This is a genomic window from Planktothrix sp. FACHB-1365 (assembly GCF_014697575.1).
GTDB lineage: Bacteria > Cyanobacteriota > Cyanobacteriia > Cyanobacteriales > Microcoleaceae > Planktothrix.
This window is the reverse complement of record NZ_JACJSC010000001.1, coordinates 171,677-184,527: the sequence shown is the minus strand read 5'-3', so window position 1 is coordinate 184,527 and position 12,851 is coordinate 171,677. Positions and strand designations below refer to the sequence as shown.

The 12,851-nt window shown below is 38.4% G+C and carries 9 protein-coding genes; 7 read left to right on the top strand and 2 right to left on the bottom strand.

Translation table 11 applies throughout. The annotated features are described in order from the left end of the window. Positions 1-13: 13 nt before the first annotated feature. The 4 genes from H6G57_RS00795 to ispF all read left to right on the top strand — a co-directional run bounded on the left by H6G57_RS00795 (position 14) and on the right by ispF (position 4,360). Entirely contained in the window at positions 14-1,132 is a 1,119-nt protein-coding gene (locus tag H6G57_RS00795; RefSeq protein ID WP_190515237.1) for a Gfo/Idh/MocA family protein, read from the top strand. A 375-nt stretch (positions 1,133-1,507) separates the two neighbouring features. Beyond that, on the top strand, positions 1,508-1,699 hold the full coding sequence (locus tag H6G57_RS00790; protein WP_190515235.1) for a hypothetical protein: 192 nt from the start codon (positions 1,508-1,510) through the stop codon (positions 1,697-1,699). Positions 1,700-1,945: 246 nt separating this feature from the next. After that, complete coding sequence (locus tag H6G57_RS00785; RefSeq protein WP_190515233.1) at positions 1,946-3,814, top strand: pyruvate kinase; 1,869 nt, start codon at positions 1,946-1,948, stop codon at positions 3,812-3,814. A 63-nt stretch (positions 3,815-3,877) separates the two neighbouring features. Beyond that, positions 3,878-4,360, top strand: coding sequence for a 2-C-methyl-D-erythritol 2,4-cyclodiphosphate synthase (ispF, locus tag H6G57_RS00780; RefSeq protein WP_190515232.1), 483 nt, complete (start codon positions 3,878-3,880; stop codon positions 4,358-4,360). Positions 4,361-4,375: 15 nt separating this feature from the next. On the opposite strand, the gene H6G57_RS00775 is transcribed toward ispF, so the two are convergent. Next, positions 4,376-7,891, bottom strand: coding sequence for an ATP-binding protein (locus H6G57_RS00775; RefSeq protein WP_199313896.1), 3,516 nt, complete (start codon positions 7,889-7,891; stop codon positions 4,376-4,378). Positions 7,892-8,156: 265 nt separating this feature from the next. Here H6G57_RS00775 and H6G57_RS00770 point away from each other — a divergent pair, with 265 nt between their 5' ends. The 3 genes from H6G57_RS00770 to larB all read left to right on the top strand — a co-directional run bounded on the left by H6G57_RS00770 (position 8,157) and on the right by larB (position 11,987). After that, a complete protein-coding gene (locus H6G57_RS00770; RefSeq protein WP_190515230.1) occupies positions 8,157-9,269 on the top strand; it encodes a sulfate ABC transporter substrate-binding protein in 1,113 nt (370 codons plus the stop codon). A gap of 148 nt (positions 9,270-9,417) precedes the next feature. Beyond that, positions 9,418-11,184 carry an ABC transporter substrate-binding protein gene (locus H6G57_RS00765; protein WP_190515228.1) on the top strand — a complete coding sequence of 589 codons (1,767 nt, stop codon included), beginning with the start codon at positions 9,418-9,420 and terminating at the stop codon, positions 11,182-11,184. A 17-nt stretch (positions 11,185-11,201) separates the two neighbouring features. After that, positions 11,202-11,987, top strand: coding sequence for a nickel pincer cofactor biosynthesis protein LarB (gene larB / locus H6G57_RS00760; protein ID WP_190515227.1), 786 nt, complete (start codon positions 11,202-11,204; stop codon positions 11,985-11,987). A gap of 7 nt (positions 11,988-11,994) precedes the next feature. Here the strand turns inward: larB and H6G57_RS00755 are convergent, their stop codons facing one another. Continuing rightward, a complete protein-coding gene (locus H6G57_RS00755) occupies positions 11,995-12,564 on the bottom strand; it encodes a GNAT family N-acetyltransferase (RefSeq protein WP_309235583.1) in 570 nt (189 codons plus the stop codon). Positions 12,565-12,851: the final 287 nt, after the last annotated feature.

Below are 12,851 nucleotides of genomic sequence, written 5' to 3'. Positions count from 1 at the left end.
ATCAGGAGAAACCATGACAACAGACACAAAAATTGGCATTGCTGTAATTGGAACCGGGTTTGGTAAAAAAGTTCATATTCCTGCCTTTCAAGACCATCCTAAAACTGAAGTTGTAGCCGTTTATCATCGAGATTTAGAAAAAGCAAAAGCGATCGCATCTAGCCATAATATTCCCTATGCTTTTAATACCATTGATGAGATTGTTGCATTAGCACAAGTTCAAGGAGTTGCGATTTCAACCCCGCCATTTTTACATTTTGAAATGGCTAAACAAGCCTTGAATGCGGGTAAACATTTATTATTAGAAAAACCGACAACATTAACCGTTCAAGAAGCTAAATATCTCTATCAACTTGCTGAATCTAAGAACTGTATAACCAGCTTAGATTTTGAATTTCGGTTTATTCCCCCTTGGCAACAATTTGCCCAACTTTTAGCTAATAATTATGTTGGTCAAAAAAGATTAATCAAAATTGATTGGTTAGTCTCCAGTCGTGCGGATGAAAGCCGTCCTTGGAATTGGTATGCTCAAAAAGACAAAGGAGGCGGGGTATTAGGCGCCATTGGTTCCCATAGTTTTGATTATATTTCCTGGTTATTTGGTTCAATTAAACGCCTCTGTGGACAACTCAATACTACCATTCCCTTACGTCCTGATCCTGAAGCCGGAGGGGAATTAAAACCTGTTGATGCGGATGATATTTGTACCTTAATTTTAGAACTTAATGATGGTACACCTTGTCAAGTTTGTTTAAGCTCTGTCACCTATCAAGGACGAGGACATTGGGTAGAAGTTTATGGGAGTGAAGGAACCTTAATTTTAGGAAGTGATAATCAACAAGATTATGTACACGGATTTCGGTTATGGGGAAGCAAGAAAGGTGAAGCTTTAAGCGAAATTTCGATTCCTGAACCGTTAGAATTTCCCCGGATTTATCCTGATGGTCGAATTGCGCCTTTAATGCGAGTTATTGATCAATGGATAAGCGGAATTGAACAAGGAAAAAGTTTAGAACCCTCCTTAAAAGCAGGGGTTTATTCTCAATTGTTAATGGATTTAACCCATGAATCTAATGAAACCGGAACTTGGGTCAATGTCCCCCCATTTGAACCTTTTTTAAGATCTGAATAAAACTGAAAAAATGGCTTATTTTCACTCTTCATATTATTAGGGGTGGGCATAGGCCATCCTACTACGGGATTATAATCCTCAATTTAACTTTTCATTGAGCAGTGATTGTGTTATTATAGATTTGCAACTGCTCAGACAAGAATTTTTTTCTTGTACGATAGCTGCAAAAAACCACCTGAAAAGTCCTGGTGGCAGTTGTTATAATTTCTATGCCAGCTAGTTTGCTCTGAATGAGTTCGCATTAGAAGTAACATCCTCCAAAAGAGTTATCCATATACAAAAACGCGAATATCACCCCATAGAATCAACCGGGTGCTAACTCTTTTGCGGGTTGAGTATTACCGATTCATAAATTCCACAATGGAGGTTACAATCATGAATACCTTACTCATCCATGTCTTGATGATTAAACAATTCCTCAATGGTATGGCTAATTCCTACGCAATGATTAGTTTAGGGTATGTGGTCAGTGTATTTCTGATTTTATTTGGTTTTTTTGGTGTTGCTGCTTCTCAGTCCAATCGCGTTTCTGCACATTCTATTCATTCATCTTCACAGAGTTTTTAAACATCAAGCATAGCCTAGACTGTTTAAGAACAGTTTAAGTTAAGTTTAAATTTTATCCTAACGTCCAGTTCAGCAAAACATCCCTACATTTCCCCTGGTAATTTTTCTTGCGAATTCCTAATCATTTTTAAGTTTATTGAGGCTTTTTAACAATGGGATTGCGCGAGGAAGGGTTCTCAATCTAAAATCAAAGTTAAGTTCAGAATAAAACTTTTCCCTGGACTTAACTTAGGTCTACTTAAAGATATGAAACCACAACAGCGATATACCTCTGCTGAACTGTCTCGTTCTATTACTATTGAAAGAGCGATTCGTTCTGTAACCGAACTTCGACAAACCGCCATATCCCTAGAAGAAGAATTAGCTGATTTACTACAAAAAACCTCTCCAGCTTGTCGAGAAAGTGCCTATAATTTAGTTCACTATTTAGCCATCCGTCGTCATGATTTGCGGGAATTACAACGGGAATTAATTCGATTAGGATTAAGTTCTTTAGGACGTATGGAAGCCCATGTAATGGCATCTTTAGATGCTGTTTTAGGCACATTATATCGATTAGATCAACGCCCTATTCCCACTGAGTTAGAACAGGAAGCCCCCATCACCTTTGAGGTCGGAAGCGCCCTATTAGCAGAAAACGCTGTCGCCATATTAGGCCCTCGTCCTAAACAACATAACACCCGCGTCATGGTAACAATTCCCAGTGAAGCCGCCCATGATCCTAAAATTATTTATAATTTATTAGCACTAGGAATGAATGTAATGCGAATTAATTGCGCTCATGATCATCCTGAAGCTTGGGAAAAAATGATCCTCAATTTACGCGCTGCTGAACGACAATTAGGGAAATCCTGTCGCATTTCCTTTGATTTAGCAGGGCCAAAATTACGCACAGAACAGATTGAACCTGGGCCAGAATTAATTAAATGGAAACCAACGCGCAATGTTTTAGGACAAGTTATTAAACCGGAAAAAATTTATTTTACGTCTCAACCTCATACCTTACAATATAAAAATAATGTGATTCCGATTCAAGGACATTTACTAGAATTGGCGAAAGTTGGGGATCAAATTCGTTTGACCGATACCAGGGGAAGCCGTCGATTTTTGAACGTAACAGAAGTCAATAAAACAACTTGTATTTGTGAAAGTGATAAAACAACTTATCTTGTTTCTAATACTAAATTATCTTTGTATCGAGGGAAGAAATTAATCGCCAAAGATACTGTTACTCAAATTTCGCCCCAACCTCAAGCCATTACCTTAGCTGAAGGCGATTCACTCCTGATTATTCAAGGAGAAATTTTAGGAAAATCGGCGGTTTTAGATGAACAGGGAAATCTCATCCAACCAGCTTGTATCGGTTGTAGTTTACCTGAAGTGTTTCGAGATGTAAAAATCGGGGAACGGATCTTTTTTGATGATGGAAAAATAGCAGGTATTATTCGAGAAGTATTTGAAAATCAGTTTCGAGTTGAAATTACATCCGTTGTCAATGGTAAAAATAAACTCAAAAGCGAAAAAGGAATTAATCTTCCTGATACCACGTTAAACCTTCCAGCTTTAACAGAAAAAGATATTCAAGATTTAGAATTTATTGCTCAATTTGGAGATATGGTAGCACTTTCTTTTGTGCAGCAACCTGAAGATATCGAACAATTAATTACAGAATTAAAACGGGCCGGAGGAGAACATTTAGGGATAATTTTAAAAATTGAAAATCAACAAGCTTTTGATCAACTTCCTCGATTGTTATTAACAGCCATGCAACATCCTCCCCTGGCTGTTATGGTCGCACGGGGAGACTTAGGTGTAGAATTAGGATTTGAACGACTTTCAGAAGTTCAAGAAGAGATTTTATGGCTGTGTGAAGCCGCTCATATTCCGGTTATTTGGGCAACTCAGGTGTTAGAATCTATGGCAAAAGGAGGAATGCCATCTCGTGCAGAAGTGACGGATGCAGCCATGGGAAGTCGGGCAGAATGTGTGATGTTAAATAAAGGAGCTTATATTGATAAAGCGTTACAATTCCTCTGTGATGTCTTAGGACGAATGCAAGCCCACCAAGACAAAAAAACCTCAATGTTAAGAAAGTTGAGTATTTCCGATTTATAAAACTTGATCCGAATTGATGGTAAAATAAAAAACTATGTTGATTTTAATGGGAAACAATATCTGATGAATATTCGCATTGGCAATGGGTATGATATTCATAAATTAGTTACCGGACGGCCGTTAATTTTAGGCGGAATAAAAATTAGCCATGAATTCGGTTTATTAGGACATAGTGATGCGGATGTTTTAACCCATGCCATTATGGATGCCATGTTAGGTGCTTTAAGTTTAGGAGATATTGGGCATTATTTCCCACCAACGGATGAGAAATGGGCAGGAGCAGATAGTTTAGTATTATTAAAACAGGTGAATCAATTAATTTTAGATCGAGGTTGGAAAGTCGGGAATATTGATTCTGTAATTGTCGCAGAACGTCCGAAATTAAAACCTCATATTAAAGCCATGTGCTATATGCTGACTACAACATTAAACTTAGATCTTGATCAAATTAGTGTCAAAGCAACCACTAATGAAAAATTAGGCCCCGTTGGTCGAGAAGAAGGAATTGCGGCTTATGCAGTAGCGTTATTAGAAAAAGTGAATTAAGATTCCCGTTCATTTTTATTCGACTGGAATTTCAATTATAAACTCTGAACCTTCTCCCCAAGAAGAAACACAACTGAGTTTACCTCCGTGTTTCTCCACAATAATTTGATGACTAATTGATAAACCAATTCCTGTTCCTTTCCCTACAGGTTTTGTTGTGAATAAATGCTCAAATATTTTTTGTTTTACTGATTCTATCATCCCCATACCATTGTCTTTAATTCGGATCATTGCCCATTGTTCATCTTGAGAGAGTTCTGTGTAGATACTAATTTTTTGAGGAGAATTGTAATGCTCTCGATAAGCTCGATCTTCCATCGCATCATCTAACGCATCAATAGCATTGGCGACAAGATTGAGAAATACTTGATTCAGTTGTCCAGGATAGCAATTAATCGGGGGTAAATCTCCATAATTTTTAATAATAGTAATTTCCGGGCGCTTGGAATTCCCCTGAAGTCGGTGTTTTAAAATCATCAGGGTACTTTCAATTCCTTCATGCAGATTAAATTCTACTTTCTGATCTGTATCTCTCCTAGAAAATGTGCGTAAAGCAATACTAATTTGTCTAATTCGTTCTGCTCCCATTTTTAAAGAAGCCATCACTTGGGGTAAATCTTCAATTAAGTAAGATAAATCAATTTTTTCAATTTTCTCAACAATTTCTAAACAAGGTTGAGGATATTTATCCTGATAAAGAAGAATTAACTCAATTAAATCTTTAACTGACGTTTCGGCATAACTGAGATTACCTAAAATAAATGAAATTGGATTATTAATTTCATGACCCACTCCAGCGACTAATTGACCAATACTCGCCATTTTTTCCGCTTGAATCATTTGTAATTGAACATTTTTGAGTTGTTCTAAAGATTGCTCAAGCTGCATGGATCTTTCTCTTTCCCTGGCTTCAGAAGCTTGTAATTCTAAATAAAGACGGGCATTTTCTAAGAAGGTTGCTGCTTGAGTACAATGGGTTGTAATCCGGGCAATTAATTCACTTTTTGTAATAGGTTTCGTCACATAATCATTTGCCCCTGCTTGTAAACCAATGACGAGATCAGAGACTTGATTTTTAGCTGTAAGTAAGACAATGGGTAACTCATTCGGTTGCCAGATTTCTCGAACTTTGCGCGTCACTTCATAACCCGTCATTCGAGGCATCATCACATCCAGTAATATTAAATCCGGTTTAAAACCGTTTCTGAGCAAATCCAAGGCTTCATGACCTGAAGCAGCTTCTGTAATTTCATATTGATATAAAGATAAATGATTGACTAAAACTTGACGATTAACAGGTTCATCATCAACCACTAAAATTTTGTAAACTTGTTGTTGATCTTGAATCAAAGTTGATGAAATTTCCTCAATTACCTGTTCTTCATTCTCCGTCAACCTGTCTTCAGAATAGACCGAAACAGCAGAACTCATCACCACAGATGAAGGAAAATGATCTCTTAAACTCAAGATAGAAATACTAGAAGAATGGCTTTCTAAATCCAGACTGATGGGTAAAGTAAAATGAAATTGAGACCCTTCATTGAGTGTTGACTCTACCCAAATTTCTCCGCCCTGTAATTCGATTAATTGCTTGGTAATCGCCAGTCCTAATCCTGTCCCGCCATAAATTCTAGCTGTGGAACCATCCGCTTGTTCAAAGGACTCAAAAATTCGTTCTAATTTATCCTCTGGAATGCCAATTCCGGTATCAGAAACGGTAATTTGTAGCTGTTGTGATGCTGAATTAGAAATAACCTGAGCGGTAATTTCAATTTTACCACTATCGGTGAATTTTAAAGCATTTCCAATTAAATTATGAAAAATTTGTTGCAGGCGATTTTCATCCGCTATTACCGCAGGTAATAAGGGTGAAATTTTATTGTGAATCTGTAATTTTTTTTGATCAATTAAGGGTTGACTCAGGGTGATCACGACTTCGACAACTTCTCGTAACCCGACGGGTTTGAGTTGAAGTTCCAGGGTTTTATGTTTGAGTTTAGAGAAATCTAAAATATCATTGACTAAATTTGCTAACCTTCTGCCACTGGATACAATCATTCTTAAATTAGATAGGGTAGCCGAGGTTAACTGACCGGTTGTGCCATCAATTAACGATTCCGCAATCCCAATAATTCCATTTAAGGGCGTGCGAAGTTCGTGGGAGGTATTCGCTAAAAATTCATCCTTGAGTTTATCGGTTCGTTTTAAGGCAATTTGTGCTTGCTTGAGTCTTACTTCTCGCGCCTGAACTTCCCCAGCCATTGTATTAAAGGATGATGCTAATTGCCCTAATTCATCTGAGCGTTTAATATCGAGATTAATATTAAAATCCCCCGTGGCAATTTGTTCCGTTGCAACCATCAGTTGACTTAAAGGTTCAGCAACTTGTTGACGCAAAACAAATAATAATATCACAATTTCAAAAATTAGAGAAATTCCTCCTAAAATCAGGACAAAACGAGCATTTTTAAAGGCAACTTCTGCTAGAATAGATTTGGGGAATACTGTAACAAAATACCAATCAGGCGTTTCCAGTTTGGCAACGGCTAAATATTCTTGATCTTGATCATTTTTTACAACAGATTGTCCTGATTCTAAATGTCTGACTAACTCAAAAATTCGGATTAAATGCAAATCTTGAGATTGAGTAATCTCAAACTTTCCCTGCTTATTCTTAATTTCATCCATTTTATCGGGATGGGCAATTAAACGACCATCGGAGCGAAAAATCAGATTATAAGTTCCAGGTAGGCGGTCTTGTAAGGTTCGCTCTAAGAGTTCATTTAAAACAATATCATGACCAATAGTTGCTACCTGTTTCCCTGCAATATCAACGGGAGTTCCGCAAGAAATCGTCCAATCTCTGGCAATACGATCATAAGAAAGTCCAGTACAAACTGTCTGACGACTTGGGTTATGTTGGAAGTTCGTAATCGAGAAAGAGTCTTCATTTGGAATATAGAGATCTGATGTGGTATTTTCCGCCCAAGGCACCTCCGGCCAATACATAATTCCTATATTTTCAGGCGTATTAATATAGGTATTTTGGAAGCGACTTCGCCAAGCCATTCCAAAGGAAATAACTAAATCATAAAATATGAGAACACGACGACGAATTTCGGGAGTAAGTTCAACATTTTTGCCAATATAAACTCCAGCTTGACGGCTGCGATCAAACTTTTCCGGTTGATTGCGAATGACTCCATCATTAGAACGCACAAATCGTTGATCAAATTCTGCTTGGGGGTCATAATCTTCCCATTCTTCTAAACGGCGTTTAATTTCCTGTTCTAAGACAGCATGGTTATCTTCTGCTAAGTTAAAAATATTGCTTTCCCGTTGTCCCCGTTCTACAATATATTTATCTAGCTGTTTGATGGTTTGAGTTTCTAAAATAGACATTAAATGGAGATAGCTGAGGGCGGTTGATCCCAAGATAACAAACGCAATTCTAACCGCCATTTTTATCAGCGTTTCACGAGTAATTGAACTTTTGGATTGAGGAAATAACTTTTTATGAAAACGAACCATATTATTTTTCCTACGGGAGCTACTCAAAGTTTAAAAAATCCGAATTGAGTGGGTAAACAGTCAATACATCCTCATATTCTAGCAAAGGTTTATAATCCTAATTGTCCCCTGAATTCTTTTGTATTTAAAACAACATTAATCCGCGATTGGCAATCGCCTTATCCTCGAAAATGTTATATTATTTATTATAAAGTACACTAATCCTACCAAATTATAGTATTTTTTGATTAAAATCTTAATCAATAACTGAGGAATTTCACGGGCTATGTTCTATCGTCAGTGGCAGAAATGGATGGACTCTGGATTTTGGATACTCTCTCATAGCTTTTTGTTTTTGTTGCTGGCCAGTCTGAGTTTGAGTCTCCTCCTCCCCGCCTGTAATCGATATACCGTTTCTCCCTCTTCCTTTTCTCCCGCAGACGAGATCACTCCTCGACGTCAACCCGTTGAACTGAGTTTAGTGTCCTATGCTGTAACTCGCGCCGCCTACGCCGAAATTATTCCTCTGTTTAAAGAAAAATGGCATCGGGAACATCACCAGGAGGTGAGAATTAGACAAAGTTATGCTGGATCTAGTACCCAAACTCGCGCCGTGATTAATGGATTTCCGGCGGATGTTGTGCATTTAGCCTTAGCCCTCGACACCAACAAAATTCAGGAAGCTGGCTTAATTCAACCGGGTTGGGAACAGGAAGTCCCCAATCAGGGGATTGTCGCCCATTCAGTCGGGGCGATTGTTACCCGGGCTGGAAATCCGAAACACATCCGTACTTGGTCTGATTTGGCAAAACCCGGAGTCTCGGTGATTACGGCTGACCCCAAAACATCAGGAATTGCGCGTTGGAATTTCCTGGCGTTGTGGGGGGCGATTACACAAACCGGAGGGACGGAAACCGAAGCCTTAAATTTTGTGACTCAAGTTTATAGAAATGTCGCTGTATTAGCTAAAGATGCGCGGGAATCAACGGATTTATTTCTACGACAAAATCAAGGAGATGTATTAATTAATTATGAAAACGAAATGATTTTATCGGCTCAAAATGGACTCGCTAAAAACACCTTAGTGATTATTCCTGATGTTAATATTTCTATTGATAATCCCATCGCCATTGTAGATAAATATGTTGATCGCCGAGAAACTCGTGAAGTCGCAGAAGCATTTGTAGAATTCCTCTTTACTCCTGAAGCACAAAGGGCTTTTGCTAAAGTGGGATTTAGACCCTTAGATCCGATAGCCTCTCAAAAATTTTCCCCGATTAAGAAATTATTTAACGCCGAAGATCTAGGCGGATGGAATAATATTCAAGACAAATTTTTTAAAGATAATGGGATTTTTGATCAAATTCAGTTAGAAATTCAAAATACGGCTTCTCGTTAATATTAAAGCTGAAAGCGATATAAAGTATATCACCCTCCGACTCAATTAGTTATAATATTTTATTCTAGGGTGTTAGCAGGACATTACCCCTACAGTTTTTTTCAAAAATGATTTAAGATTGCTATAGCAATCAGCTAGTTTTTGTAAAATGATTCCATTTAAACCTTATTGGTTCCAAAAGACTGTAATTATTCTATTAGCACTGGTTCTGAGCGCCTGTAGTGCCGTTCAATCCCAAATTCCATCTCGATTGGTGATTCCCACCCCTAGCGGCCCAGCGACGTTTAATCCGCCCATGAGTCAATCGGCTTATAATGTATTTGGTTATTTGTATGACCCGTTAATTCAAGAAGACCCCGTAACCGGAGAATTAATCCCGAAATCTGGGTTAGCGGAATCTTGGGAAATCTCTCAAGATAAACAAAAAATTATTATTACCTTAAAAGATGGGTTGAAGTGGTCGGATGGTGAACCCTTTACGGTTGATGATATTATTTTTACCTATAATAAAATTTATTTAAACGATAAAATTCCCACCAGTTTTAAAGATATTTTACGAGTCGGAAAAAGTCGAACCTTCCCAACGGTTAAAAAATTAGATAATCGTCGGGTTGAATTTGCCGTTGCAGAACCCTTTGCTCCTTTTTTACAATATGTAGCCGGACTAACAATTTTACCATCTCATATTTTAAAAGAATCTATAACCCAAACCGATGCTGAGGGAAACCCTAAATTTTTAACCACTTGGGGAACCGATACAAACCCCCAAGATATTGTGGGAAATGGTCAATATCGCATCCAAAGCTATGCTCCCTATCAACGGGTAATTTTACAACGAAATCCTTATTATTGGCGCAAAGATGAACAAGGAAATTCCCAACCCTATATTGAACAAATTGTCTGGCAAATTATAGAAAGTACCGATACTCAATTATTGAATTTTCGTTCAGGTTCTTTAGATACTTTACCCATTCAACCCGAAGCATTTCCTTTATTAAAACCTGAAGAAGAACGGGGAAAATTTACCATTTTTAATGCAGGGCCAGATATGGGAACTGTGTTTATGGCATTTAACTTAAATCAAGGAAAAAATGTCCAAGGGAAACCCTTTGTTGAGCCAATTAAATCCAAATGGTTTAATAATATAGCATTCCGACAGGCGGTTTATTATGCGATTAATCGGGACGTGATGAAAAATAACCTTTATTTGGGATTAGGAGAACTGCAATTTTCTCCCATTCCTGTACAAAGTCCCTTTTATTTATCTCCCGAAGAAGGATTAAAAACCTATCTTTATGATCCTGAACAAGCCAAAAAGCTGTTAATTGATGCTGGATTTAAGTATAATAATCAAGGGCAATTAACCGATAGTGACGGAAATTTTGTTCGCTTTACTCTCTTAACCAGTGCGGGTAAAAAAATTCGGGAACAAATGGCAACTCAAATTAACCAAGATCTTGCTAGAATTGGGATTCAAGTCGATTTATTATTTCTCAGCTTTAATACTTTGGTAGAACGTCTTTCGAGTTCCCGAAATTGGGATGCCTATCTAGGAGGATTTACTGGAGGCGGAGTTGAACCTCATGGGGGTTATAATATTTGGTCAGTGAATGGACGGTTACACACCTTTAACCAAGGGCCACAACCGGGAGAACCAGAGATTAAAGGTTGGCAAGTTTCTACTTGGGAACAAGAAATAGACGATTTATTTGTGAAAGCGTCCCAAGAATTTGATCCGAAAAAGCGGAAAGAACTTTATGGCAAAGCTCAAAAAATTATTGCAGAACAAGTGCCTTTATTATATATGGTTAATCCCCTCTCCTTTGAAGCGATTCGCAACCGAGTTCAAGGCATTCAATTCACCCCTTTAGGAGGAGGTTTTTGGAATTTGTATGAACTCAGAATTGCTGAATAATTAGTTTTTAAATCGAAATGAATCCTGAAGCTTTACAACAGTTACTCGAATCCGTTGCATCCGGTCAACTGACCCCAACCGATGCGTTAGATAAAATTAAATACTTTGATTTTGAACCCGTTGGTGATTTTGCCCGCATTGACCACCATCGCAAATTAAGAACCGGATTTCCTGAAGTGATTTGGGGACTGAATAAAACCCCCGAACAAATTATTAAGATTATCGAGGTGATGCGAACCCGAAATCCGGTGGTTATGGCGACTCGAATTGAACCCAATATTTATCAACACTTAAAAGCACAAATACCGGATTTACGCTATTATGAATCGGCTAAAATTTGTGCCATTCAACCGGATACCATTCCCCAGGTTCATACTAACGGAAAAATAACCATTTTAACAGCCGGAACTGCCGATTTACCCGTTGCTGAAGAAGCGGCAATAACCGCCACTTTATGTGGTTTTTCCGTGAAACGGTTATGGGATGTGGGAGTTGCTGGAATTCATCGCTTACTCAGTAGTTGGCCTTTAATTGCCGATGCGGATGTATTAATTGTAGTGGCGGGAATGGAAGGTGCTTTACCCAGTGTCGTTGCAGGTTTAGCCGATTGTCCGGTGATTGCAGTGCCAACCAGTGTGGGATATGGTGCGAGTTTTAATGGGTTAGCCCCTCTGTTAACCATGTTAAATTCCTGTGCGGTGGGAGTCGGTGTTGTTAATATTGATAATGGCTTTGGGGCGGGGATTTTAGCGTGTCAAATTTTACGTTTGGGAGAACGATTAAAACAACGAATTCAGTCTTAAAAAAAGCTCAAATTCGTTTTTGTAAAAACAAACGTCGAGGCTGTCCAAATAATACCGAATCCCAACCCGAATCAATCTCTTTTAATCGATAACCTTGTTTGTAATAAAGCTGTCTCGCTGGGCGATTATTTTCCAGGACATGAAGATAAAGATGAGAAAATCCCCAACTTTTGGCAGTTTGTTCACAAATTCTCAATAATTGTTGGGCAATTCCCTGCTGTCGATAATGGGGATGAACCGCTAAATTAGATAAATAGGGATAGCGAGACGTTAACGATAATTGCCAAGCATACCGCGATCGCAAACTCATTTCCACCGTTCCTAAAATATACTCCTGATTGAGTCTATAAATCGAGGACGAAACCCCGACCGATGAAGCAACAGCAACTAAACACAGATAGTGTTCCGAACCCATGACCAGACGATGGCGTAAATCTTCATAAATACCGAACCGCAAAATCGGATAAACCCAGCCAAAAATCCCCTCACGGGAATGAAAACTCTCGGCTAAAACATCCGTTAAGGCGCTGAGATCCCCCAAGGTCGCCGCTCGCATTTGTAACCGAGAATAATCCACAGAACCTCCTACCCGAGAAGGAGTTCCCGGCCCAGTGAGGTTTTCGCATCCGAAAAAGGATGAGTGAGATGGGGAAGAGAAAAACAAATGATTCACCAGTTTAGAGATCGCACAGGAATAATAAAGATCACAAGAATATATATAAAATCCTTGCACCTACCTCTTCCTAAGAACAGCCAACAATTCCGCACCCAGGATGATCAAGGTACAATAAATATTGTGCATCAATATCCTGATTGTGGTTATACCTGCATCGGATAAGTAATCAATGAGTATCTTGATCATCA

Bases quoted from the DNA above. Each gene is read 5' to 3' on its own strand.
- H6G57_RS00795 (WP_190515237.1), top strand. From the start codon at position 14: ATGACAACAGACACAAAAATTGGCATTGCTGTAATTGGAACCGGGTTT.
- H6G57_RS00790 (WP_190515235.1), top strand. From the start codon at position 1,508: ATGAATACCTTACTCATCCATGTCTTGATGATTAAACAATTCCTCAAT.
- H6G57_RS00785 (WP_190515233.1), top strand. From the start codon at position 1,946: ATGAAACCACAACAGCGATATACCTCTGCTGAACTGTCTCGTTCTATT.
- ispF (WP_190515232.1), top strand. From the start codon at position 3,878: ATGAATATTCGCATTGGCAATGGGTATGATATTCATAAATTAGTTACC.
- H6G57_RS00775 (WP_199313896.1), bottom strand. From the start codon at position 7,891: ATGGTTCGTTTTCATAAAAAGTTATTTCCTCAATCCAAAAGTTCAATT.
- H6G57_RS00770 (WP_190515230.1), top strand. From the start codon at position 8,157: ATGTTCTATCGTCAGTGGCAGAAATGGATGGACTCTGGATTTTGGATA.
- H6G57_RS00765 (WP_190515228.1), top strand. From the start codon at position 9,418: ATGATTCCATTTAAACCTTATTGGTTCCAAAAGACTGTAATTATTCTA.
- larB (WP_190515227.1), top strand. From the start codon at position 11,202: ATGAATCCTGAAGCTTTACAACAGTTACTCGAATCCGTTGCATCCGGT.